At 37.2% G+C, this 25,175-nt stretch carries 19 protein-coding genes, 3 tRNA genes and 1 pseudogene; 20 read left to right on the top strand and 3 right to left on the bottom strand.

The features are described 5' to 3' along the window. The 3 genes from G468_RS22865 to dinB all read left to right on the top strand — a co-directional run. A partial coding sequence (locus tag G468_RS22865) for an integrase core domain-containing protein (protein ID WP_155846982.1) occupies positions 1-293 on the top strand: 293 nt, incomplete at its 5' end. A gap of 918 nt (positions 294-1,211) precedes the next feature. Then, complete coding sequence (locus tag G468_RS0108055; protein ID WP_026822696.1) at positions 1,212-2,285, top strand: C45 family autoproteolytic acyltransferase/hydrolase; 1,074 nt, start codon at positions 1,212-1,214, stop codon at positions 2,283-2,285. 163 nt (positions 2,286-2,448) lie between these two features. Then, positions 2,449-3,504, top strand: coding sequence for a DNA polymerase IV (gene dinB / locus G468_RS0108050; protein WP_026822695.1), 1,056 nt, complete (start codon positions 2,449-2,451; stop codon positions 3,502-3,504). Between the two features lie 31 nt (positions 3,505-3,535). Here dinB and G468_RS0108045 read toward each other — a convergent pair whose 3' ends face one another. Further along, positions 3,536-4,996, bottom strand: a complete 1,461-nt coding sequence (locus G468_RS0108045) for an aminoacyl-histidine dipeptidase (RefSeq protein WP_026822694.1) — start codon at positions 4,994-4,996, stop codon at positions 3,536-3,538. 239 nt (positions 4,997-5,235) lie between these two features. Here G468_RS0108045 and gpt point away from each other — a divergent pair, with 239 nt between their 5' ends. The 17 genes and pseudogenes from gpt to luxS all read left to right on the top strand — a co-directional run bounded on the left by gpt (position 5,236) and on the right by luxS (position 22,950). Further along, entirely contained in the window at positions 5,236-5,697 is a 462-nt protein-coding gene (gene gpt / locus G468_RS0108040; protein WP_026822693.1) for a xanthine phosphoribosyltransferase, read from the top strand. Positions 5,698-5,805: 108 nt separating this feature from the next. Beyond that, positions 5,806-7,065: an esterase FrsA gene (frsA, locus tag G468_RS0108035; RefSeq protein ID WP_026822692.1), complete on the top strand. Its 1,260-nt coding sequence runs from the start codon at positions 5,806-5,808 to the stop codon at positions 7,063-7,065. 70 nt (positions 7,066-7,135) lie between these two features. Further along, on the top strand, positions 7,136-7,525 hold the full coding sequence (crl, locus tag G468_RS0108030; protein WP_026822691.1) for a sigma factor-binding protein Crl: 390 nt from the start codon (positions 7,136-7,138) through the stop codon (positions 7,523-7,525). 134 nt (positions 7,526-7,659) lie between these two features. Then, positions 7,660-8,766 (top strand): glutamate 5-kinase, encoded by a 1,107-nt coding sequence (gene proB / locus G468_RS0108025; protein WP_034249551.1) that lies wholly within the window; start codon positions 7,660-7,662, stop codon positions 8,764-8,766. Continuing rightward, a complete protein-coding gene (gene proA / locus G468_RS0108020) occupies positions 8,766-10,019 on the top strand; it encodes a glutamate-5-semialdehyde dehydrogenase (protein ID WP_026822689.1) in 1,254 nt (417 codons plus the stop codon). The genes proB and proA overlap by 1 nt, the downstream gene beginning before the upstream one ends. 159 nt (positions 10,020-10,178) lie before the next feature. Continuing rightward, the gene (gene aroL / locus G468_RS0108015) at positions 10,179-10,700 is read left to right on the top strand and encodes a shikimate kinase AroL (RefSeq protein WP_026822688.1); all 522 of its coding nucleotides are present in this window, start codon (positions 10,179-10,181) and stop codon (positions 10,698-10,700) included. Between the two features lie 82 nt (positions 10,701-10,782). Then, positions 10,783-12,930, top strand: a pseudogene (aas, locus tag G468_RS20135) (bifunctional acyl-ACP--phospholipid O-acyltransferase/long-chain-fatty-acid--ACP ligase). Further along, the gene (lplT, locus tag G468_RS0108005; protein ID WP_026822687.1) at positions 12,930-14,150 is read left to right on the top strand and encodes a lysophospholipid transporter LplT; all 1,221 of its coding nucleotides are present in this window, start codon (positions 12,930-12,932) and stop codon (positions 14,148-14,150) included. Before aas ends, lplT begins: the two are co-directional and overlap by 1 nt. Next, positions 14,147-14,653 carry a nicotinamide-nucleotide amidase gene (pncC, locus tag G468_RS0108000; protein WP_026822686.1) on the top strand — a complete coding sequence of 169 codons (507 nt, stop codon included), beginning with the start codon at positions 14,147-14,149 and terminating at the stop codon, positions 14,651-14,653. The genes lplT and pncC overlap by 4 nt, the downstream gene beginning before the upstream one ends. A gap of 106 nt (positions 14,654-14,759) precedes the next feature. Then, positions 14,760-15,830: a recombinase RecA gene (gene recA, locus G468_RS0107995; protein WP_026822685.1), complete on the top strand. Its 1,071-nt coding sequence runs from the start codon at positions 14,760-14,762 to the stop codon at positions 15,828-15,830. Positions 15,831-16,591: 761 nt separating this feature from the next. Further along, positions 16,592-19,225 (top strand): alanine--tRNA ligase, encoded by a 2,634-nt coding sequence (alaS, locus tag G468_RS0107990; protein ID WP_034249548.1) that lies wholly within the window; start codon positions 16,592-16,594, stop codon positions 19,223-19,225. A 222-nt stretch (positions 19,226-19,447) separates the two neighbouring features. Then, positions 19,448-19,633 (top strand): carbon storage regulator CsrA, encoded by a 186-nt coding sequence (csrA, locus tag G468_RS0107985; protein WP_026822683.1) that lies wholly within the window; start codon positions 19,448-19,450, stop codon positions 19,631-19,633. Between the two features lie 563 nt (positions 19,634-20,196). Continuing rightward, a tRNA-Ser gene (locus G468_RS0107980) sits at positions 20,197-20,289 on the top strand. A gap of 10 nt (positions 20,290-20,299) precedes the next feature. After that, positions 20,300-20,376, top strand: a tRNA-Arg gene (locus tag G468_RS0107975). 72 nt (positions 20,377-20,448) lie between these two features. Then, a tRNA-Arg gene (locus G468_RS0107970) sits at positions 20,449-20,525 on the top strand. 185 nt (positions 20,526-20,710) lie between these two features. After that, a complete protein-coding gene (gene gshA, locus G468_RS0107965; protein ID WP_026822682.1) occupies positions 20,711-22,270 on the top strand; it encodes a glutamate--cysteine ligase in 1,560 nt (519 codons plus the stop codon). Between the two features lie 155 nt (positions 22,271-22,425). After that, entirely contained in the window at positions 22,426-22,950 is a 525-nt protein-coding gene (gene luxS / locus G468_RS0107960) for an S-ribosylhomocysteine lyase (protein WP_026822681.1), read from the top strand. A 30-nt stretch (positions 22,951-22,980) separates the two neighbouring features. Here the strand turns inward: luxS and G468_RS0107955 are convergent, their stop codons facing one another. Both G468_RS0107955 and G468_RS0107950 read right to left on the bottom strand, forming a co-directional pair. Then, on the bottom strand, positions 22,981-24,273 hold the full coding sequence (locus tag G468_RS0107955; protein WP_026822680.1) for an HlyC/CorC family transporter: 1,293 nt from the start codon (positions 24,271-24,273) through the stop codon (positions 22,981-22,983). Positions 24,274-24,322: 49 nt separating this feature from the next. Then, complete coding sequence (locus G468_RS0107950; RefSeq protein ID WP_026822679.1) at positions 24,323-25,111, bottom strand: cytochrome C assembly family protein; 789 nt, start codon at positions 25,109-25,111, stop codon at positions 24,323-24,325. Positions 25,112-25,175: the final 64 nt, after the last annotated feature.

The following is a 25,175-nucleotide window of genomic DNA, read 5'->3' as shown; positions in this document are numbered from 1 at the left end:
ATTCAGATCAAGGTTGCCAATATTCATCGGAGGAGTTTAGGGCGCACCTCTTTGAACGGAAAATAACTCAAAGCATGAGTCGGCGAGGTAATTGCCTCGATAATGCCGTGATGGAAAGATTTTTTAGGAGTTTAAAGACAGAAAGACTTAACCGTTTATCGTTTATGAATCATCAATCTGTTGTCTGTGAAGTTGAAAATTATATTCAGTTTTACAATTATTATCGACGCTATTCAACGATTGGTTATTTAACGCCACATCAAAAATATCATGAACTAAAAAATGCCGCTTAGATCTTCTACAGAATTTGTTGACCATTACAACGGTGATCCATATTTTATCTGCGCCATTTTTTAGTGCCTGGTCGATGGCATAAATGGTGTTTTCTGGTGCATCGGCAGTTCCTCCACGATGGGCAACGATTTTTGGTGAATTTGCTAAGGCAGTCACTGAACAAAGCAAAAGCAGTACTGCGGTGATACTTTTATGCATTATCTTCTCCATAAGTTGTGTGTATGAAAATATTATGAATTAATTTTATTATATAAAGCAGTAGATTAAATATAAATTAATATAGCAAATTTTTATTATTTTTTATCGTAAATATAAAAATATAACTTGGCATTATGTTATTTATAAAATTATTCATTAATTATAAAAGCGAAAATTATTTCCTGTGTAAATGTTTTTTTCTAGAGTTAGGTAGAATAATATATATTATTTTAGAGTATTTTATCTTTTTTAATCATAAGTTGTTGCAATAGAATTTATAGATTAAATGAAATTATTTATAATATTATCATAAAATAGAAAAAATGAAATGAATAAAATTATTTTATCGTTAGATTATATGAGACTAGCTTAATTTTTATATGTTATATATCATATTTATTGTAATATTTTTTTCTTCTTGTTTATAAAAACAATTAAAGATTATAATTATAATTTATTCTTTAATAAAGTTATTATTAATGAATTGCAAAAAACTTTTCTTTTTATATTCTACTAATTTTAATTTAAATTTATTTAATTTTATTAATAATGAAAATAGCTATGGCTTAATATAAAATAGAATATTAGAATTATAATGTTTTAAATGGACTTATTGGTTTATAGATAACAGTAAAATAGTATTATTAATTTTTTAAATTAAGGAATAATAGTAACCGCTATTATTTAAATTATTTTTTTAATTAAAAAGGCTATTAATCATGAAAGTTTATACGTTTAATAACACAGTAAAAGATCCTTTTTGTCGAGGAAAACAGATTGGTGAATATTGGGCGCCGCAAATAAAACAGACGGTGATGCTTTATTTAGATTTTTTTTCTCGTATTGGTATAACTGGCGATCAGGCGAAGAGAATTGGAGAAAATAGTTTGGCTGCTCTGGAATATTGGTGTCCGGATTTGGCAAGTGAAATTGAAGCAACAGCTATGGGAGCTAATGTTCCGATTTGGTCTCTAGCAAGTTTAAATGCACGAACTGAAATTTTATCAACAAAGTCAACATCCTATGCGAGTGAATGCTCTACCGCAATTTATGTAGCTCCTGATATTAATATGCCACAAACCATGCAAACCTGGGATTGGCATGATGTTTTAGCGCCTAATGGGTTGATGATGCAATTACAGAATAGAAAAGGGATGCAATTTAAGTTTTTTACTGAATTTGGTATGTTAGGTAAAATTGGTGTTAACAGTGCTGGTTTGGGTTTACATTTTAATATCCTATATCATACAAGTGACAATGATTCTGGTGGTGTGCCTGTACATGCAGTAGCTCGCCGAATATTAGAAGAAGCAACAACCATAGAAGAGGCTATCGCTTTAGCATTTTCTGCGCAAGTAAGTGCATCATCAGTATTAAGTGTATTTTGCCATCACGCAGCACGATGCCGAGCAGTAAGTATTGAGTTAAGTCCATTTCGATCAGCGATTGTTTACCCACAACAAAATAATTGGTTACTTCATACTAATCATTTTCTAGCGTCGGAATTGGTTTCGGGGGAAGGTACTACCGATGATACGACTTATAAACGTTATGAACATCTAAAAAGCGTATCTAGTCATATGAAAAATAAAAGCATCATGGCGCGCGCGGCTGCAATGTGTGGGCCCGAGGGTGAGCAATCACCAATTTGTTTTCTACCTGACAGTTCTCAACCGGATACAGAGCGTTGGCAAACGCTATTAACAATTAGTATTAATACTAAAAATGCTATATTAAAATATGCAGCAGGCAATCCTTATCAATTATCTCAAACCGGTTATCTTTCTTTCTGATAAGAAAATTTATTAAATCTAATAAAAGATAATACGCTATTCTAATTAAGTATTTTATGGCCATAATCCTATTATTGAGTTGTTATTTTAATTAAATTTTTTGTTTACCATTGATAAAATCAGCATTACACTGTTTATTTAAACAGTGTCATTAGGAGAGGGTGTGCGCAAAATTATCCATATTGATATGGATTGCTTTTATGCAGCCATAGAGATGCGTGACAATCCTTCTTTACGCACTATTCCTCTAGCGATCGGAGGTAGAGCTGATCGGCGTGGGGTAGTTAGTACAGCCAACTATTTGGCTCGACGTTATGGCGTGCATAGTGCAATGTCTACCGCTTTGGCACTTAAACGTTGTCCTCAATTGAAAATCATTCCTGGTCGCATGTCCTTATATAAAGAAATATCTTGGCAGATACGGCAAATTTTGCTCGAATTTACCCAATTAGTTGAGCCTGTTTCTTTAGATGAAGCTTATCTTGATGTGACAAATAGTTCTCATTATTACGGTTCGGCCACCTTGATAGCTAATGCAATTAGACAGCGGATTTTTAATCAATTATCGCTTACGGCATCAGCGGGTATCGCACCGGTCAAATTTCTTGCTAAGATTGCTTCAGATATAAATAAACCCAATGGGCAATATGTTATTACGCCTGAGCAAGTGACCAATTTTATTTATCCATTGTCCTTAAGAAAAATTCCTGGAGTGGGTAAAGTTACGGCCCAACGGTTGCAAAAAATGGGGTTAGAAACCTGCGGTGATATACAACAATTTGATTTGATTACACTCGTGAAAGAATTAGGTAAGTTTGGTCAAATTTTATGGGATCTTAGTCATGGCGTAGATCCGCGTAGGATCAATAGTGAGCGTTTACGCAAATCAGTTGGGGTAGAGCGTACTGTTGCTAAGGATATTTATCAATGGGATGACTGTATGAAAATCATTGAACGACTCTATCCAGAGCTTGAGAGCCGATTAGCAAAAATTAAACCAGAACTTAGCATTGCCAGTCAAGGGGTGAAGATGAAATTTGCCGATTTTCAATTAACGACTCAAGAGCATAGTTATCCCATTTTAAGTAAAGGGGATCTTATCCAAATAGCGCAACAAATTTGGCAACAAAGACGAGCGGATCGTGGTGTTAGATTAGTTGGATTGCATGTCACTTTACAAAATCCCCAATTAGAAAAGCAGTTAATACTGAATTGGTGAAAAAGCAGGCTAGATTAGCCTGCTAGGATTGTTAACTTTTTTCAGGTATTGATTTGAGTACTGATGTTAACAACTGCCAATATTTCGCCACACTTTTTATATTGGCGCGTTCATCGGGTGAATGAGCGCCATATATTGTTGGTCCAATGGAGACCATATCCATCTGCGGATAAGGTTTTTTAAATAGCCCACATTCTAAACCAGCATGGATGACCATGATTTTTGGAGCTTTGCCAAATAGTTGCTGATAGGTGTTGCTAACAATTGCCATGACGGGGGATTTCAGATCAGGTTTCCAGCCAGGATAGCTGCCTTTATATTCAAATTCTGCACCGGCTAGCATCGATATTGATGTCAACATGTTAACGACATAATCTTTGCCTGTTTCAATTAATGAACGAATTAAAAAAGTAATTTCGGCCTTTTTTTCATCCATATTAATAACACCGGTATTAAGTGAAGTTTCAACAACATCTTTTATTTCGTCGCTCATCCTAATAACACCGTTTGGCGCAGCATTGAGAAAATTTAAGAGACGTGATTGGCAATCCGCAGTTAGCGTTAATAATTCTGTACTTGTCTCATCAAGGGTAATGACTAAATTTTTTTCGATCGCGGCAAACTCAGTTTTTAGGAGTGTTAGATAGTGATTTTTGCTGGTCTCTAAATTAGCGGCTATTGAGATAGGGACTACAACAATTGCTTCACTCTCACGTGGTATTGCATTACGTAAACTGCCACCTTGAATGTGAATAAGCCTTAATTGTAATTCACTCCCATGCCCTGTTAGAAAACGTGCTAATAGTTTATTCGCATTGGCTAATCCTAAATGAATATCCCCCCCCGAATGGCCACCGGTTAATCCTTTAAGTGTTATTTTGTACACTTTATGATTAGCTGGAATTGCTTCTCTTGCCAATGTAAAGGTGGTGGTAAAATCAACGCCGCCTGCGCAACCCATGTAGATCTCGCCTTCTTGTTCCGAATCGGTATTGATCAGAATATCCGCTTGTAACCAATTTGGCTGTAGGCCAAAAGCACCAACCATACCGGTTTCTTCTGTCATGGTAAGTAAAACTTCTAATGGTCCATGTTTAATATTTTCATCATCCAGTACAGCCAAAGCGGAAGCCATACCGATACCATTATCTGCACCTAAGGTGGTGCCTTGCGCTTTTACCCACTCATTATCAACGTAAGGACGGATAGGATCCTGAATAAAATCGTGCTGAGTATCACCGTTTTTTTGTGGCACCATATCCAAATGGGCTTGAAGAACAACAGGTAGGAGATTTTCCATGCCCGCGGTTGCCGGTTTGCGAATAAGAATATTACCGACTTTATCGCGTTCCACGTTAAGTTTTTTTCTCTCTGCCCATTGCATAATATAAGCAGCGAGTGCTTCTTCATGTCCAGATGGATGAGGAATTGCACAAATTTGTGCAAAAATATCCCAAAGTGGCTGTGGTGAAAGTTGTGAAAGCTCAGACACGTTATCTCTCCTTTTACTACCCTATTATTAAGATTGCTAATTAATTCTACAGTCATGGAAAATATTATTTATTTTATTAATTCAGAATATCATCTTCTGGCGTCTATTCCTTTAGTTAATTGTGATAATATTAATTAATTTCTGGTTTTTGTTATGACAAATCACTATAATCTCGCGCAATATTTTTTCCACTAATGTACTTTGCTAAAATAGTCTCTAGTTATTGGGATCAAAATTTTATGAGTGAAAAATACATCGTAACATGGGATATGTTGCAAAAGCATGCCCGTACTTTGGCACAACGCTTATTACCTGCCAAGCAATGGAGAGGCATTATTGCTGTTAGCCGCGGTGGGCTTGTTCCAAGTGCTATTCTTGCTCGTGAATTAGGTTTACGCCATGTTGATACTGTCTGTATTTCAAGTTACGACCATAATAACCAAAGAGAACTCAAAGTTATTAAGCGAGTAGAAGGTGATGGTGAGGGTTATATTGTTGTTGACGATTTGGTCGATACAGGCGGAACAGCACAAGCTATCAGGGATATGTATCCCAAAGGCTATTTTGTGACTATTTTTGCTAAACCTGCCGGGCGTCCATTGGTTGATAATTATGTTATTGATATACCGCAAAATACCTGGATAGAACAGCCTTGGGACATGGAAAAAGAGATTTTTATTAAGCCACTTTGTGAACAATAATAATTGTTTTATTTATTTCGCTTTAATCACTAAATAAAGTATATGATATAGGGGATGCTAATCGCATTCCTTTTTTATTGCTGAATTTTTTAACCGAATAAGGTCGATATGAGTGAAAAAAATTTGTCAGAAAAGCTGTTTAAGCCTAAATCAAAACTGAAACAAACTGAGACCTCTGTTCTGGTGACTTATAGTGTGCCTAAAACCCACTTATTGAAGTATAGTTCAACATTCGAAGGGACGAGTTATGTTAGCTGGTATCGTATGATTAACCGGTTAATCTGGATTTGGCGTGGCAACGATGGATTAGAAATTGAAGCGGTATTAAGTCGAATAGCGGCAAATAATCGTGTCCGTAGCTGTGAAGATTTACTTGATACCGTAATTGGTTATCAGCCAGGAAATTGGGCTTATGAATGGTCACAGCAGGCAATGGCCTGGCAGAAAAAAGCGCTTGAGTTACCTACAAAAATAGCAGCTAGCCAGGCTTGGTTACGGGCCGCTAATTTATATAGTATTGCCGCTTATCCTCATCTTAAAGGAGATCATCTTGCTGAACAAGCGGTATTATTAGCGAATAAAGCTTATGAAAATGCTGCGCAATTGACCGATTTTCGACTGAAAAAAATTTCTTTCAAAATAGAGGATGGTAAAAAAGAGCTAATTGGTTTTTTACATTTGCCGGATACCAACCAAGGCCCGTATCCTACGATTTTAGTTTGCGGCACATTAGATAGTTTGCAGCTAGATTATTACCGCCTTTTCAGCCAATATTTAGCGCCGCAAGGTTTTGCTATGTTAACCCTGGATATGCCATCAATTGGCTATTCTATTAAATATAAACTTTCTCAGGATACTAGTGCGCTGCATCAGCAGGTACTTAATCAATTGGCTAATATTCCCTGGATCGATCATACTCGAATAGGGGTAATTGGTTTGCGTTTTGGCGCCAATATTGCCCTTCGTTTAGCTTATTTAGAGCCCAAATGCTTAAAAGGTGTTGCAGTTTTGGGGCCAATTGTTCATAGCTTATTTAATGAGCAAAGATATCAGGATCAAATACCGGTAATGAATATTGATATCTTTGCCAGTCGACTAGGTTTCTATCAGGTAGATGAAGCAGTTTTACGTTCAGAACTTAGTTGTTACTCATTAAAAAAGCAGGGATTATTGGGGCGTCGTTGTCCTGTACCATTTATGGTTGTTAATTGGCAAAATGATGTTTTCAGCCCTAAGGAAGACGCATTGCTTATCGTGCGCTCCTCGATTGACGGTAAGTTATTAACCTTACCAGCCAAGCCGTTATATCAAAATTTTCATCAGTCACTTTCTGCAGTAGTAAGTTGGCTGAAAAGCAAAATTGATTAATTATTGTGATTACTTGATTATTTTTCCTTATTTGCTAAAAAGGTAGCTTAACAACAAGGAGATCCTTATTATGGCTTTAACTTCAAATTATTCTAAAAGTAAATTATTGAAGCATTTTACCAGGTTAGGACCTTATCTCCGTGAATCTCTATGTCAGGATGATCTCTTTTTTTTCGACTGTCTTGCTATTTGTGTTAATGCAAAAACAGCTCCAGAAAAGCGTGAATTTTGGGGGTGGTGGTTGGAATTAAGAGGAGAACTTAACGGATTTGTATATCATTATAAATTAGGTATGTTTGATAAAGCCGGTAATTGGCAGCATATCGAAATTAATAAATCAAATATTATCAAGTCGCTTGAAGATACATTACAAGAATTCCATAAACGTTTAAGTGATTCACTTAATACATTGGAATTAACTTTAACCCCTTGCCCGAAAATGGTTGCAATTAATTTATAGTTTGTATTGTTTGCGGCTATTGTAAAATCAACTTTTCATTAAAATTGCGTTATGTCGGTTGGCATAACGTTTCTTACTTGATAAAACTGATGACTAAATTTTTATTGTTATAGAGAGTTAATAGCAGAAGCATGATAAACAACAGCCAAACTTTGGTGATAAAACTAGGTACAAGTGTATTAACAGGTGGATCGCTTTGTCTAAATCAGGCACGTATTGTTGAATTAGTGCGCCAATGTGCACTGCAATATGAAAAAGGTCACCAGATTGTCATTGTCACCTCGGGCGCCATTACTGCAGGTCGAGCCCATTTAGGTTATCCAACATTACCTGAGACAATTGCCTCAAAACAATTGCTCGCGGCGGTTGGGCAAAGTCATTTGATCCAGCTTTGGGAACGATTGTTTTCAATTTATGATATTCATATTGGTCAGATGTTATTAACCCGGGCGGACATTGAAGATCGAGAACGTTTTTTAAATGCACGGGATACATTACAAGCGTTACTGGATAACCGCATTATTCCGGTTATCAATGAAAATGATGCCGTTGCGACGGCCGAAATTAAAGTCGGTGATAATGATAATTTATCGGCATTGGTTGCAATTTTAGCTGATGCGGATAAGTTACTATTATTAACGGATATTGACGGACTATATACAGCAGACCCTCGGCATAATCCAAATGCACAATTGATCACTGAAGTTCATGATATTAATGACGAACTAAGATGCATTGCAGGTGATAGTGTGAGCGGTTTAGGCACTGGTGGAATGACAACAAAGTTACAAGCCGCAGGAATAGCTGGTCGAGCGGGAATAGAAGTCATTATTGCCGCCGGCGATAAGCCTAATGTGATTGCAAATGTGCTCGAAGGTCAACAGGTAGGAACAAAATTTCATTGTTTAAAAACGCCAATGGAAAATCGAAAACGGTGGATTTTTGGGGCACCTTTGGCGGGTGAAATTGTTGTTGATGAGGGAGCTGCTTTAGCTATCCAACAAAAAGGCGGCTCATTATTACCAAAAGGAATAAAGAAAATTAGTGGTAATTTTTCGCGCGGCGATGTTGTGCGTATTCTTAATTTATTAGGTAACGACTTAGCTCATGGTGTGACTCATTATAATAGCGATGCTTTACGCTTAATCGCAGGGCATCATTCGCAAGAAATTAATCAAATTTTGGGTTATGAATATGGTGCTGTTGCCGTTCACCGTGACGATATGATAGTGAGTAAATGATGTTGGAAGAAATAGGCAAAGCAGCTAAAAAAGCTTCATGGTACCTGGCAGGGTTAAACACAAAACAGAAAAATCATGTCTTAATGGGTATCGCAGATTGCCTGCAACAACAAAGCGATGTAATTTTAGCCGCTAATGCTCAGGATATGGTGTCAGCAAAAGTTAACCATATGAATGCTGCTATGCAAGACAGACTATTGCTAACTGTCGAGCGATTAGATGCCATTGCAAATGATGTAAGAAAGGTATGTCAATTAGCTGATCCAGTTGGACGTATACTCGATGGCAGTTTATTAGAAAATGGTTTAAATATACAACGGCGATGTGTCCCATTGGGCGTGATTGGCGTCATTTATGAAGCGCGGCCGAATGTAACGATCGATGTTGCCTCGTTATGTTTGAAAACAGGTAATGCGGTCATTTTACGTGGTGGGAAAGAAACCTCACAGACTAATCAAGCAATTGTTAAAGTTATTCAGCAAGCGTTGCAACAAAATGCTATTCCGCAGGCAGCGGTTCAGTCTATTGACGATCCAGATAGAAAATTAGTGACACAATTACTGAAAATGGATCGTTATGTAGATATGTTGATCCCGCGTGGTGGTGCAGGATTACATAAGCTATGCCGTGAACAATCAACTATTCCAGTGATTACTGGCGGCATTGGTGTCTGTCATATTTACGTCGATCAATATATTGATTTTGACAAAGCACTTCCCATCATTGTGAATGCTAAGGTGCAGCGTCCAAGTGCCTGTAATTCATTAGAAACTTTATTAGTTCATAAAAATATTGCGGCTACATTTCTACCGCTTCTGGCTGAGAAAATGGCTGAGCAAAATGTGACACTTCATGCCAGTCGGCATGCAATGTCCTATTTAAAATCGAGCCCGGCAAGTGTTGTTGAAGTGATGGAAGAGAATTACCGTGATGAATGGTTATCGCTTGATGTTAACGTTGAAATCGTCAATGATATTGATGCCGCGATTAACCATATCCGGGATTATGGAACGGCCCATTCTGATGCTATTTTGACCCAATCAATTCAACAAGCTGATTATTTTGTTCAGTGTGTCGATTCTGCGGCGGTTTATGTTAATGCCAGTACAAGATTTACTGATGGTGGACAATTTGGTTTAGGTGCGGAGGTTGCGGTAAGTACGCAAAAACTCCATGCACGAGGCCCAATGGGATTAGATGCATTAACAACCTATAAATGGATTGGTTATGGCGATAATTTAATGCGTTCTTGAGTTATTACTTCACGATTTTTTAAGCCACACTGTTGTTGTGTGGCTTTATTTTAATCGTGTTAATTTAGGATTTTTACTTTTGTAAATTTTAAATCGTGCTTGTAAGCTGACATATATATTCTGACTAATTAAATAAATTATCGATTAGGACAACTTGACATGCTTTATCTTATTGGACCAAGAGGTGCAGGGAAGACAACAGTAGGAAAAACGTTAGCTGAATCTAGAATGTGTCATTTTTTTGATACCGATTCGTTAGTTAAACAGAATGCTAAAATAAGTATTGCCGAGATAGTTGAACGAGATGGTTGGCCTCGCTTTCGTGATTTGGAATCCCGGATATTGCGATCAATACAACAGCCAAATTCAGTGATATCAACGGGTGGCGGGATTATTTTACTGAAAGAAAATCGTGATTTTATGAAAAAAAATGGCTGTATTATTTATTTACAAGTGCCATCAGAAGTATTAATTAACCGTTTGTCTGCTGATCCTGAAACTTCGCAACGACCAACATTAACAGGTAAACCTTTAGCAGAAGAAATAGTTGAAGTCATGCAAGAAAGAGAAAGCTACTATTTAGATACCGCTGATTACATTATTGATGCCGCTTTGCCTACGACAAAAATTGTTCACCAAATAGACTGCTTTTTGCAAAACGATAAAAAATACTTTGTATGATCTCAATTTTGCTATGTAAGGCATCTTTGGTGATAGATGTACTCTAAAATGATCAATAACATTAAGGAGTAAGGAAAGAGATATGCTGATAAAACTATTGCGCGCAATATTCCAGTTTTTTTTCCGTGTGACAGTGGTTGGTGAAATAAAACTTAAAAAATATGAGCGATGTTTAATAACACCTAATCATGTCTCTTTTCTAGATGGGATCCTGCTCGCTCTCTTCTTACCTATTCGCCCTCTTTTTGCTGTTTATTCATCTATCGGCACACCACGCTTTATTAAATTATTAAAACCCTATGCCGATGTTGTTCCGCTTGATCCTGCTAATCCGATGGCCATTCGAACTTTAGTTAGAGAAATAGAAAAAGGGCGCCCAATCGTCATTTTTCCTGAAGGAAGAATTAGCGTTCATGGTTCGTTGATGAAAATTTATGATGGCGCTGCGTTTGTGGCGGCAAAAACTGAAGCTAAAATTGTTCCTATTAGAATTGATGGACCTGAATTGAGTTATTTCAGTCGGTTAAAAGGGATTTTTAAGCTCAAATATTTCCCTAAAATGACACTAACGATTTTACCAGCAACAAAAATCACCATGCCTGAGGCGAAACGAGTAGCAGAGCGTCGTCGGCTGGCGGGAGCACAACTTTATAAGATTATGAAGGAAGCTCGGTTACATAATCGTCCCCAGCAAACATTGATCGAAGCTTATTTGGATGCGATGAAACGTTTTGGCCGTTTTACTGCTTGTATCGAAGATATTAGTTTTAAAGAAGACAGTTATCAAAGTTTTCTCAAGAAAATCTTAGCGGTTGGGCGTATTATTGAACGTTATACCAAACAGCATGAACATATCGGCTTACTTTTACCAAATGCAACAATGACGGCGGCGACAATTTTTGGATCAATATTGCGTGGCCGGATCCCTGCCATGATGAATTATACTGCTGGGAGCAATGGAGTAAAAAATGCTATCAAAGCGGCATCAATTAAGACTATTTTTAGTTCTCGTCAGTTTATTGAAAAAGGTAAGTTGTCACATTTGCCTGAACAGGTTACTGAAGTTAATTGGATTTATTTAGAAGATCTGCAAGACTCCCTGACCTGGCAAGATAAAAAATGGATCCTCTATTACTTACTCTTGCCCAAAAAAGCGCTTATACCAGCAAAACCGGATGATGCGGCATTGATCCTTTTTATCTCAGGCTCGGAAGGAACGCCTAAAGGGGTAGTACATAGCCATACCAGTTTATTAGCTAATGTAGAGCAAGTGAAAACAGTGGCTGATTTTACGCCTAAAGATCGATTTATGTCTGCTTTACCTCTTTTCCATGCTTTTGGACTGACGGTAGGTTTATTTATTCCTATTTTTTCTGGTAGTCGTGTATTGCTTTATCCTAGTCCACTGCATTATCGGGTGATCCCAGAGTTGGTCTATGAAAAAAATTGCACGGTACTTTTCGCTACTCCTACTTTCCTGGCACATTATGCCCGTTTTGCCCATCCTTACGATTTTGCGCGCGTGCGTTATGTTGTTGCTGGAGCTGAAAAACTTATTGAAAGCACAAAAAAAATTTGGTTCGACAAATTCGGTATCCGAATACTTGAAGGTTATGGTGTAACCGAATGTGCCCCTATTGTATCCATTAATGTTCCGATGGCAGCTAAAGTTGATACTGTTGGTCAAATTTTACCTGGTATAGAAACCAGACTACTGCCGGTACCAGGTATTAAGCAAGCCGGCCGTTTACAGTTACGTGGCCCAAATGTCATGAAAGGCTATTTACGCGTTGAAGATCCCAATCGTTTAGAGTTGCCTCATGCAGAAAATAGCCAAGGAGAGAATGAGAAGGGATGGTATGATACCGGTAATATTGTTGAATTTGATAATGACGATTATTGAGTCATTCGCGGTAGGGCAAAACGTTTTGCAAAACTAGCGGGCGAAATGGTTTCACTAGAAACCGTCGAGCATCTGGTTGGCAGTATATCACCTCATGCTCAGCATGGCGTCGTGATCAAAACCACCAATAATAAAGGCGAAAGCCTGATCTTATATACCACCGATAACACATTAGATCGTCGTCAATTATTGGCGGCGGCAAAAGAAAAAGGATTACCTGAGTTAGCGGTACCCAGAGATATTCGCTACCTAAAAATATTTCCTGTACTTGGCAGTGGAAAACCTGATTTTGTGGCGTTAAAAAAAATCGCGCAAGAGGAATCTTGATGAATGATTCGGTAATATCGTCGCCGCTATTAACAAGAGGGATGAAAGCGCTGCTTTTATCTCAATTTTTTTCTGCTTTTGTTGATAATGCCCTATTATTTGTTATTTTAGCGCAACTCAAAGCTGCGCTTTATCCCGATTGGACTCAACCTATCTTACAAGTGGTGTTTGTTTTTACTTATATCATATTAGCACCTTTTGTGGGGCAAATAGCCGATTGTTTTGCTAAAGGTCGAGTCATGTTATTGGCTAATATTAGTAAGTTGATTGGGGCGATCAGCATTCTGTTAGGATTAGATCCTTTTCTCTGCTATGGTTTAGTTGGCATTGGAGCCGCAGCTTACTCACCAGCAAAATATGGTATTTTAGGTGAGATCACGACGAGCAATAATTTAGTTAAGGCGAATGGTTTGATTGAAGCTTCGACGATAGCGGCTATTTTATTTGGTTCTATCGCGGGCGGGTTTTTTTCCGATATTAATCTGTTATTTGCTTTAGCAATGTGTGTACTGTTTTATGCAACAGCTGTGGTAATTAATTTATATATTCCTCGATTAATGCCGGCTAAAAGTAAACAGAAGTGGGTTTTTCGCCAGTTAATTTTCAATTTTATCTGTCTATTTAAAACTCTTTGGCGTGATAATGAAGGACGATTTTCTTTAATTGGTACCAGTCTTTTTTGGGGTGCCGGTGTAACACTACGTTTTTTATTAGTGCTCTGGGTGCCAATAGCACTTAATATTACCGATCACACTACACCCACATTGCTTAATGGCGTAGTAGCAATTGGTATCATCATTGGTGCCGGATTGGCTGCACACGTCATTACCCTCAATAAAGTTAGTCGGTGTATGCCGGTAGGGATCTTTATTGGTGTGATAATTATTATTTTGTCAATGCAGCAACATCTTTTATCTACTTATTTAATCCTCATTATATTAGGTCTCCTAGGTGGTTTATTTATTGTTCCGCTTAATGCTCTGCTACAAGAAAAAGGTAAACAGACGATTGGTGCGGGTAATGCTGTCGCTATCCAGAATTTAAGTGAAAATAGTACCATGCTATTTATCTTAGGGTTTTATTCATTAGCGCTCAAAGCAGGTATTTCTATTATTACTGTAGGAATAGTGTTTGGTACAACCTTTGCGATAGCAATCGGAAGCCTGTGGATTTGGTATCTTTATCGCAAGATGTATGAAAAAGGAAAATGGCTAAAATGAATAGTGAGCAGTTGCTCTACGAATTAAGTAATAATCTGGCTAATAGCTTAAAGAAACAGGGTAAAACAATAACCTGTGCAGAGTCATGTACAGGCGGATGGATTGCTAAGGTCATTACTGATATTTCAGGTAGTTCTGCCTATTTTCAGCGAGGTTTTGTTACTTATAGCAATGAAGCTAAGCATGATATGCTAGGTGTGAGTCAACACACCTTGCATAAATATGGTGCTGTTAGTGAACAAGTTGTCATAGAGATGGCAGAAAGAGCGTTAGTTCGAGCGAATGCTGATTTTGCGGTTTCAGTTAGCGGTATTGCCGGCCCTGATGGCGGTACTGAGGTGAAACCGGTTGGTACGGTTTGGTTTGGTTTTGCTAGCAAGACGTTTTCTATCGCTAGGGTGGTAACCCGTTGTTGCTTGTTTAAAGGCGATCGTATTCAGATCCGACGCCAAGCTGTGATATTTTCTCTGACCACATTAATGAAAGAAATAATTAAAAATTAACTTGATACTGGATGGTTATACAGTATAATTATCAACAACCGATATCTAATCGTCTTATCTGCAGTGAAGTATTATTCTTCACTTCATTGCTCGGGGGAGTTAAACAATGGCTATTGATGAAAACAAACAGAAAGCACTTGCTGCCGCATTGGGTCAAATTGAAAAGCAATTTGGTAAAGGATCAATTATGCGCTTAGGTGAAGATCGTTCTATGGATGTAGAAACTATCTCTACCGGTTCATTATCTCTTGATGTTGCCTTAGGTGCGGGAGGCTTGCCATTAGGTCGTATTGTTGAAATTTATGGCCCAGAATCTTCCGGTAAGACGACGTTAACATTACAGGTTATTGCTGCAGCTCAACGTGAAGGTAAAACTTGTGCTTTTATTGACGCAGAACACGCTTTAGATCCTATTTATGCCAAAAAACTTGGTGTTGATATTGATAATTTACTTTGCTCACAGCCAGATACAGGTGAACAAGCATTGGAGATTTGTGATGCTTTAACACGGTCTGGGGCGGTAGATGTTATTATTGTTGATTCTGTAGCGGCTTTAACACCAAAAGCTGAAATTGAAGGTGAAATTGGTGATTCACATATGGGATTAGCTGCTCGTATGATGAGTCAAGCGATGCGTAAGTTAGCTGGAAATTTAAAAAATTCTAATACGCTATTAATTTTTATTAATCAAATCCGAATGAAAATTGGCGTTATGTTTGGCAATCCTGAAACAACAACCGGTGGAAATGCGTTAAAATTTTATGCTTCAGTGCGCCTTGATATCCGACGTATTGGTTCCGTCAAAAATGGTGAAGAAGTTATTGGTAGCGAAACGCGCGTTAAAGTAGTAAAAAATAAGGTTGCGGCTCCTTTTAAACAAGCAGAATTTCAAATCCTGTACGGAGAGGGTATTAACATCTATAGTGAACTTATCGATCTAGGTGTGAAATATAAATTGATTGAAAAAGCGGGCGCTTGGTACAGCTATAATGGTGAGAAGATAGGTCAAGGCAAAGCAAATGCGACAGTCTATTTGAAAGAACGCCCGCAAATTTACACTGAATTAGATAAAAAATTACGTGCTATGCTGCTTAATCATGCTGGTGAATTTAGTAGTGCTGCTTCTGATTTTGTAACAGAAGCGGTAGAGGAAACTTCATTACCAGAAGAATTTTAACTTAATAAATAAAATTGATTAAATCTATGGGCTATATTCGATTTGGATATAGCCTTTTGCTTATTATAAATTAGTTATTAATATAAGTTAGATTAAATTATGATTTGAAATACACTTTAATAAAATAGCCACAGGATTTACAATATTATTAGCAATTAATGAATATGATTAGTTCATTTTTTACAAAAAGTGCTTTGTTTTGTTATATATAGTAAATTGTTATTATTGGCTTAATATATATAGGCGCAGTTTTTGATTAACTTGTGTTAGACTTACGCTATCGTTTTTCTCAATCTTCTATTTAGTTAATAACTCATAGCTTATAAGTAATTTAAACTAAGTGAAATTAGCCACTGGGGTTATCTATTGATAGTTGTTTTACTAAAGGTAGATGGAGACAAAATTTAACAGCTTTGTTCCTATAATAGGAAAATAAATATAATGAAATAATGTTAATGTAGTGTTAGTTTCACTGCATAATAATTAAATCTTTTTGTGTTAAACTAACCAGACTAGTCGTTGTTGTGTTAGTTAGAAAACGATATATTTAGGGAAAGGTGTACCTATAAAACCTGGACATTTGAGCGATGTATTAATACACATCAGTTAGTAGATCCTTGTCACCGATTTAGTCATAAAACAATTTAAGGATTTCTCAGGTTTGCTAGGTAAAAACGCCGCCGGTAACTTGGTTGATGATAAAAAAGCGTTTATCACATCAAGTCATAAATCTGTTTTTCCAGCTTGATTTCAGGATAATTATGAGTAGTAAAAGCACCGCTGAGATCCGTCAAGCGTTTCTCGACTTTTTTCATACTAAAGGGCACGAAATTGTACCTAGTAGTTCATTAGTACCAAATAATGACCCGACATTATTGTTTACTAATGCAGGCATGAACCAATTTAAAGATGTATTTTTGGGATTGGATAAAAGAGCGTATTCTCGAGCAACAACTGCGCAACGTTGTGTGCGTGCAGGAGGCAAACATAATGATTTAGAGAATGTTGGTTATACTGCCCGCCATCATACTTTTTTTGAAATGTTAGGTAATTTTAGCTTTGGTGACTATTTTAAACAGGATGCAATAAAATATGCCTGGGAACTACTGACAAGTGAGCAGTGGTTTAATTTACCAAAAGAGCGGCTTTGGGTTACCGTTTATCACACTGATGAGGCAGCTTATAAGATTTGGCAGCAAGAAATTGGTATTCCTATCGAACGTATTATTCGGATAGGTGATAATAAAGGTGCTCCTTATGCTTCTGACAACTTCTGGCAAATGGGCGATACCGGTCCTTGCGGTCCTTGCACAGAAATCTTTTATGATCATGGTGAACATATTTTAGGCGGACCGCCAGGTTCACCTGAAGAGGATGGTGATCGCTATATTGAAATCTGGAATATTGTTTTCATGCAATTTAACCGCCAGTCTGATGGCAGTTTAAAGGCACTTCCAACGCCTTCTGTTGATACCGGTATGGGGCTTGAACGTATTGCTGCTGTATTACAACATGTTAACTCAAATTATGAAATTGATTTATTTCGTCAATTAATTGCTTCTATTGCTAAAGCGGTCGCTTTATCGGATCTGAATAATAAATCATTACGCGTCATCGCTGATCATATTCGATCAAGTGCTTTTCTTATTGGTGATGGTGTATTTCCTGCTAATGAAGGACGTGGTTATGTATTGCGTCGGATTATTCGTCGAGCGGTTCGTCATGGATATATGTTAGGAGCGAAAGAGACCTTTTTCTATAAATTAGTTGCACCATTGATTCAGGTAATGGGTGACACAGCTGATGAACTAAAATCTCACCAAGCAACAATTGAAAAAACATTGAAGAATGAAGAGGAACAGTTTGCTCGTACTTTAGCGCGTGGACTGCAACTATTAGATGATGAATTAGCGCAATTACAAGGGGATACTTTAGCGGGTGAAATCGCATTTCGCCTCTATGATACTTATGGTTTCCCATTTGATTTAACTGCTGATGTTTGCCGTGAACGTAATATTAAGGTCGACGAGGCAGGTTTTAATGCGGCGATGGAGCAGCAAAGATATCGAGCTCGGGAATCGAGTGGCTTTGCGACCGATTATAATGATGTCATTAAAGTAGATAGTCATAGTGATTTTTCAGGCTATGAAAATAACAATCAACAAGCTACAGTAATAGCTATTTTTCATCATGGTAAGTCTGTCAATGTATTAAATCAAGGCGAAGAAGGAATCATTATTCTGGATAAAACCTCTTTTTATGCTGAGTCAGGTGGTCAGGTTGGTGATAGTGGCATACTTAGCAATAGCCATGGCCAATTTGCTGTGTCTGACACACAAAAATACGCCCAAGCAATTGGACATCTTGGTAAGGTGATAACTGGCTCAATAACGGTAAATAATTCAGTTGAAGCAAAAATTGACATTGAACGTCGTAATGCTATTCGTCTCAATCACTCTGCTACCCATTTGTTGCATGCAGCTTTGCGTGATGTATTGGGAGAGCATGTTAGCCAAAAAGGATCTTTAGTGAATGAGAAATATTTACGGTTTGATTTTTCTCATTTTGCCGCAATGACGCCTAAGCAAATACGCCAAATTGAAGATATCGTAAATTGTCAAATTCGTAAAAATGACCCTATTATAACGACATTAATGGATTTAGATGCGGCAAAAGAAAAAGGCGCGATGGCACTTTTTGGTGAAAAATATGATGCCAAGGTACGTGTTCTTAGTATCGGGGATTTTTCTATTGAGTTGTGCGGTGGTACTCATGCCAATCGGACAGGCGATATAGGATTATTTCGCATTAAAAGCGAATCGGGTACGGCAGCAGGAATTCGTCGGATTGAAGCAATAACCGGTCAAGCTGCTATAGATGACCTTCACCTGCAATCTCAGTTATTGGCAGAGATTGGCCAATTAATGAAAGGTGATGCTGATAGTCTAATGGAAAAAATTAAAGCGACATTAGATAAAGTTAAGCTATTAGAAAGGTCGTTAAATCAACTAAAAGGGCAACAAGCAGCGCAAGAAAGCGTTTCTTTAAGTCAAAAAGTTAAAAAAATTAACGGTGTAAATTTATTAGTTACTCAATTAAATAACACTGAACCTAAACAGCTACGTATCATTGTTGATGACTTAAAAAATCAATTAAAATCAGCAATTATTGTGCTTTCTACTATAAGTAATGATAAAGTCAGTCTAATTGTTGGTGTAACCAATGATTTGACTGCTAAAATAAAGGCTGGTGATTTAATTTCATTTGTTGCGCAGCAAGTAGGCGGAAAAGGGGGTGGTCGCCCTGACATGGCTCAGGCCGGCGGCTCTAATATAACAGCACTTCCTGCTGCATTAGCATCAGTTGAAGAGTGGGTTAATTCACACTTGACTTGAGTTAACCATGAAGGTTGCATAACTTAATTATGCAACCTTTAACGGATTGTTTTTAAATGACCTAAGTACAAAATTATATTTTTAGCTACAATATTAGTATGATGATTGCTTTAGGTTAAATACTTTAGGTGAATATCATTGCTTTACGTTTTCACGGTGTGTGATGGATAATAGCGGGGAAACCTAGAGACCCGACTCTTTTTAATTTTCAAGGAGCAAAGAATGCTTATTCTGACTCGTCGAGTTGGTGAAACGCTCATGATAGGCGATGAGGTAACAGTAACGGTGCTGGGTGTAAAAGGCAACCAGGTACGTATAGGGGTTAATGCACCCAAAGAGGTTTCTGTTCACCGTGAAGAAATTTATCAACGGATCCAAGCTGAAAAAAGCCAGCCCAATAATCAGTAATTTTTAGTAAAGCGTTCATTCTTAGGTATATGTTAATTATATTTATGGAATGAGCGCTGTTTCTTATTGCCGTCTATTTTATGACTGTATTTTTTCAAGCTTAGTATCCTATAAAATCAATTACATAAATTGTAAAAAATGTCTTTTTTTTAGTATTTTTTTACATTTATTAATAAAACACTGGATTTTAATTGTTAGATGCCAACACATTTTAAAATGCTTATAAATAAATCATTAAGTTATTAGCTATCATAAGTTTATAAAAAGGAAATACTTAGGTTAACTATTCTACTCTAGAATAGTTTCTTTTATTGAAGGATAAGAACTTACTTTTGATCTGTTTTTTTCTGCTAATCTTCCAACTTCGACGTTTTTTATTGGTGAATATAAAATGCCATATTGTTTTATTTCGTTGTTAAACTACTCATCTTGATTGTGAAATGTGCAAACGAACGAAAGAACGTAAAAAGATTGGAAAAATTGTTTGACTTCTAAGTCTGGGAAAGTAATATGAGCGCCACGCAACAGAGAGATGGTTCAATATTGTCTCGTTGCTATTCGATGGTGAGGTGGCCGAGAGGCTGAAGGCGCTCCCCTGCTAAGGGAGTATGCGGTTAATAGCTGCATCGAGGGTTCGAATCCCTCCCTCACCGCCATTTTGATAGTGCATCCATAGCTCAGCTGGATAGAGTACTCGGCTACGAACCGAGCGGTCGGAGGTTCGAATCCTTCTGGATGCGCCATTAATTTTAGAATAAAGAATATTGTTTATTAAGGATAACTAGCGTATCTTTAATAATAGCAAAGCAAAAATTGCATCCATAGCTCAGCTGGATAGAGTACTCGGCTACGAACCGAGCGGTCGGAGGTTCGAATCCTTCTGGATGCGCCATATAATAAAACCCTGTCAATCAACGACAGGGTTTTTTGTTTTATAATTAAAATATGTTTATTAATAAAATAACCTATTACTTTAGTCATTTGCTCTAGATGAACTAGACGGCGACAATTCTAGTTATTTACGCTAAAGTAACTTTTCTAAAAGTAAAAATAACGAACGGATAACGGGAGGTCGATTTGATCCCGAATGTATCAAAAGCGCTATCATGGTTAGAGGCACGGCCTAATATTTTACAGGGTCTTCGTCGAGGTATTGAACGTGAAACATTGAGAATTACACCAGCAGGCGAATTAGCTAAATCACCGCACCCTGATAGTTTAGGGAAAGCGTTAACCCATCCATGGATCACGACTGACTTCGCTGAAGCTTTGTTGGAATTGATTACCCCAGTTGATAATAATATTGGACACGTTCTGGCATTTTTAAGAGATTTACATCGTTATACAGCCCGTCATCTTGATCATGAATTGATGTGGCCCTTAAGTATGCCTTGTTTTATAGAGCGCCAAGATAACATTAAACTTGCTCAATATGGTGTTTCTAATATTGGCCGTTTTAAAACTTTATATCGGGAAGGATTAAAGAATCGTTACGGTGCGTTAATGCAAACAATTGCAGGAATTCATTATAATTTTTCTTTACCGATTGAATTTTGGCAAGCGTTGGTTGGAATTAACGATGCCGAAAGTGGTAAGGATAAAATTTCTGCTGGTTATTTTAGACTCATTCGTAATTATTATCGTTTTGGTTGGGTTATCCCCTATTTATTTGGTGCGTCGCCAGCAATTTGTGGTTCTTTTTTGCGCGGAAATGCCAGGAATCTTCCCTTTGAGAAGACAGCTCAAGGAACCTACTATCTACCTTATGCCACATCGCTACGAATGAGTGATTTGGGATATACCAACAAATCCCAAAGTGATCTGAAAATTACCTTTAATGATCTATCGACTTATATTACTGGCCTTAAACAAGTGATAAAACAGCCATCGCCCGAATTTACAAAATTAGGGATATGCAATAAAGATGGCAAACATTTGCAGCTGAATACCAATATTTTACAAATTGAAAATGAATTATATGCGCCGATTCGCCCCAAACGAGTACTTATTGGTGATGAGTCGCCATCCGATGCACTGTTAAAAAGAGGAATCGAATATATTGAAGTTAGAGCTTTGGATATTAACCCATTTACTGCCATTGGTATTGATGAAGCTCAGATCCATTTTCTTGATCTCTTTTTAATCTGGTGTGTGTTAGCAGATGCACCCATGATGGATGAAAAAGAGTTGAATTGTTGTCGAACGAATTGGAATAGAGTAATCCTTGAAGGTCGTAAACCTGGACAAATAATCGGTGTTGGTTGCGGTGAATCAATGAGGCCCTTAAAAGAGGTAGGGCAGATATTATTTGATGATTTAATTAGAGTTGCTGATGTGTTAGATGTTAGCGGTAATACCCGATATCGTGAAATTTGTTCTCAATTGATAGCAATGTTTGAAAATCCAGAGCTTACTTATTCTGGCCAAATATTATCCCCAATGATTGAACAAAGTATTAGTCAATATGGCTTACAGTTAGCCAAAAGATATTATCAGCAATTAAGCAATGAACCTTATGAAGTGATAACGGCTAATGAATTTACTGATGTTCGTCACGCCTCAGTTCGCAAACAATTAGCACTTGAACAAGCAGATAAAATAAGTTTTGAGCGCTACTTGCAGAAACATGCAGGGTGAGAATAAAAGAAAATGGCCACTTTAAAGTGGCCAAAATAAAATCTCTTAGAGAATAGGATGATAACAATTTTCGCGTCTTGCCTAAGTAAGACTTGCAATATGATGTGAAGTTCCATTTATTTTGTAAAAAAAATAATTTTTTGGAGGCGACATTAATGCCACTACTTGATAGTGTAATGGTTGATCATACCCAGATGAAAGCACCTGCTGTGCGTATTGCTAAAACTATGAAGACTCCTCATGGTGATACGATCACAGTATTTGATCTACGTTTTTGTGTACCAAACAAACAATTATTAACGGAGAAAGGCATCCATACATTAGAACATTTATTTGCTGGCTTTATGCGTGATCACCTTAATAGTAGCGATATAGAGATTATTGATATCTCACCGATGGGATGTCGTACAGGATTTTATATGAGTTTACTAGGCCAACCTAATGAGCAATGTGTTGCTGATGCTTGGAAAATTGCCATGCAAGATGTACTTAAGATTACGTCTCAAAATCAAATACCTGAGTTAAATAAATATCAGTGTGGTACTTATGAAATGCACTCTTTAGCTGAAGCGCAGCAAATTGCTCGCAATGTGATTGAAAGTGGCATTGTTGTTAATAAAAATAGCGAACTGATGTTATCGAAAGAAAAATTAACTCAGTTATCATCTAAAATAGCCTAGTATAAAAAGTAAAAGGGGCTAAAACGATAGCTATGATGATTTTCGTCCTGTCGTAAAGGGTAAGTCAATCGGCATTGCTCTAACTTGTTTGATCACGTTACCATTTATAGCTAATACTTCAAAACGGTACTTACCTATCAGGATTTCAGTATTTAGCATGGGAATGTCACCCAGCTCTTCTAATAACAAACCATTAATAGTCCTAGCGCCGTCAACAGGTAAGTGCCAATCAAAAGCTTTATTGATTTCTCGTATATTAGCAGTACCATCAATTAATACAGACCCATCGGTTTGTGGTAAAACTTCCTCGGCTAAACTGGGCGACATTGAGGTAGTAAAATCACCAACTATCTCTTCAAGAATATCTTCTACCGTTACCAGTCCTTGAATATCACCATATTCATCAACAATAATCCCTACTTTTTCATTATTACGTTGAAATTTTATTAGTTGTATATTTAATGGCGTACTCTCTGGAATAAAATAAATCTTATCAGCCGCTCTGATTAAGTTTTGCTTGTTAAATTCTTTCTTTTCGACCATCAGTCGATAAGCTTCACGCACGCGCAACATACCGATAATATCATCAAGGGTATCTCGGTAAAGGACAATTCGGCCGTGTGGCGAGTGTGTTAATTGGCGGATAATCGATTTCCATTCGGTATTAACGTCAATCCCAACGATTTCATTGCGAGGAACCATAATGTCGCCGACGGTAACTTTTTCTAAATCTAAGATTGAGATCAACATATCCTGATTACGGCGAGAAAGTTTACTTTTGGATTCATTAACAATCGTACGCAATTCATCCTTGCTAATCGCATCGCTACTGATAATGGGTGATTTAATACCAAAGAAATGCATGAACATTAGGGTAATAGTGTTAAATAACCAAACTACGGGTAACATCAATTTCTGTAGTGGTTTAAGGAGAATACTACTAGGGAAAGCCACTTTTTCTGGATAGAGTGCCGCCATGGTTTTGGGTAACACTTCAGCAAAAACCAGGATCACAAAAGTTAAGATACCAGTAGCAATAGCAACCCCAACATCGCCGTAAAGTCTCATTCCGACAATGGTTGCTAGCGATGAGGCTAAAATATTAATCAGATTATTACCAATCAAAATAAGACTGATTAAGCGATCTGGCTGTTTCAATAATGATTGAACGCGGCGAGCAGCTTGATGGCCATGTTTGGCTAAATGACGCAATCGATATCGATTAAGTGTCATCATTCCTGTTTCAGAGGCAGAAAAATAGGCTGATAAAATAATCATGACAATAAGTATGATGATTAAAGTACTGGTTGAGACTTGCTCCAAGGTAAAATTCCTATGTTGTTCATCAGTTAATTGTAAATTAATCTAAAAATTAAATGGTTACTACATGAAGTAGCAATCGATTACCAAAAAAAGCCAATGTTAAAATGAATGCGCCAATCAGATTAAAAACGATTACCCTTCTACCGCGCCATCCGTGATGAAAGTGACCCCATAACAAAATAAGGTAAATTACCCAAGCACAAATGGATAAAATAGCTTTATGGATGTTTTCTTTATTAAAAACATTATCCATAAAAATCATTCCTGTCCCGAGGGTAAGGGTTAGTAAAATGACCCCAACTTGGATAATGTGAAACATTTTACGCTCAATAACCATTAATGGTGGTATATCCGGTGTAAATATTAATTTTTTATTTTTTAATTGATAATCTAATAAACCTAATTGTAGTGCATATAAAGCGGCAATAATCAGGGTTGCATAGCCTAATAATGCTAGCCCGATATGAATAAAAGTTGTCACACTTGCTTCTAGGTGGGTGATAAACTCACCAGGCATAATGGTTGCTAATAATAAGTTGATAATAGACAAACTATAAACGATCGGTAATAGGAACCAGGCGCGGCCATTAAAGGCAACAATGGTCATAATAATACTGATTAACAAACTGACGGTAGAGCCTAAATTTAACAAGGTTAAGTTCTGGCCTTCTCTAACAAAGATCAATGTTTTTAATGCGATACCATGGCTTACCAGAGCAATAACCGCTAATACGAGTGTCAGCCTGGCGTAAATTTGTTGTTTACCAGCTAAACCTGGCATAATGAGTAGCACACTCAAAAAATAGGAACTAATGGCGATAATAGCGAATACTGACATAATGTTATTAATTAGCTAATTTATTAAATGTAAGTAAGTTAGTATAGCGTTTGCCAGCATTGCC

The sequence above is a fragment of the Arsenophonus nasoniae DSM 15247 genome (assembly GCF_000429565.1).
In the GTDB taxonomy this organism is placed as follows: Bacteria; Pseudomonadota; Gammaproteobacteria; order Enterobacterales; family Enterobacteriaceae; genus Arsenophonus; species Arsenophonus nasoniae.
The sequence above is the reverse complement of the archived record's forward strand: the minus strand, read 5'-3'. Positions and strand labels throughout refer to the sequence as shown.

Coding starts and splice junctions, on each gene's coding strand:
- frsA (WP_026822692.1), top strand. CDS start 5,806: ATGAGTGAAAAAAATTTGTCAGAAAAGCTGTTTAAGCCTAAATCAAAA.
- luxS (WP_026822681.1), top strand. CDS start 22,426: ATGCCACTACTTGATAGTGTAATGGTTGATCATACCCAGATGAAAGCA.
- aroL (WP_026822688.1), top strand. CDS start 10,179: ATGCTTTATCTTATTGGACCAAGAGGTGCAGGGAAGACAACAGTAGGA.
- pncC (WP_026822686.1), top strand. CDS start 14,147: ATGAATAGTGAGCAGTTGCTCTACGAATTAAGTAATAATCTGGCTAAT.
- recA (WP_026822685.1), top strand. CDS start 14,760: ATGGCTATTGATGAAAACAAACAGAAAGCACTTGCTGCCGCATTGGGT.
- lplT (WP_026822687.1), top strand. CDS start 12,930: ATGAATGATTCGGTAATATCGTCGCCGCTATTAACAAGAGGGATGAAA.
- gpt (WP_026822693.1), top strand. CDS start 5,236: ATGAGTGAAAAATACATCGTAACATGGGATATGTTGCAAAAGCATGCC.
- G468_RS0108055 (WP_026822696.1), top strand. CDS start 1,212: ATGAAAGTTTATACGTTTAATAACACAGTAAAAGATCCTTTTTGTCGA.
- crl (WP_026822691.1), top strand. CDS start 7,136: ATGGCTTTAACTTCAAATTATTCTAAAAGTAAATTATTGAAGCATTTT.
- csrA (WP_026822683.1), top strand. CDS start 19,448: ATGCTTATTCTGACTCGTCGAGTTGGTGAAACGCTCATGATAGGCGAT.
- alaS (WP_034249548.1), top strand. CDS start 16,592: ATGAGTAGTAAAAGCACCGCTGAGATCCGTCAAGCGTTTCTCGACTTT.
- G468_RS0107950 (WP_026822679.1), bottom strand. CDS start 25,111: ATGTCAGTATTCGCTATTATCGCCATTAGTTCCTATTTTTTGAGTGTG.
- proA (WP_026822689.1), top strand. CDS start 8,766: ATGTTGGAAGAAATAGGCAAAGCAGCTAAAAAAGCTTCATGGTACCTG.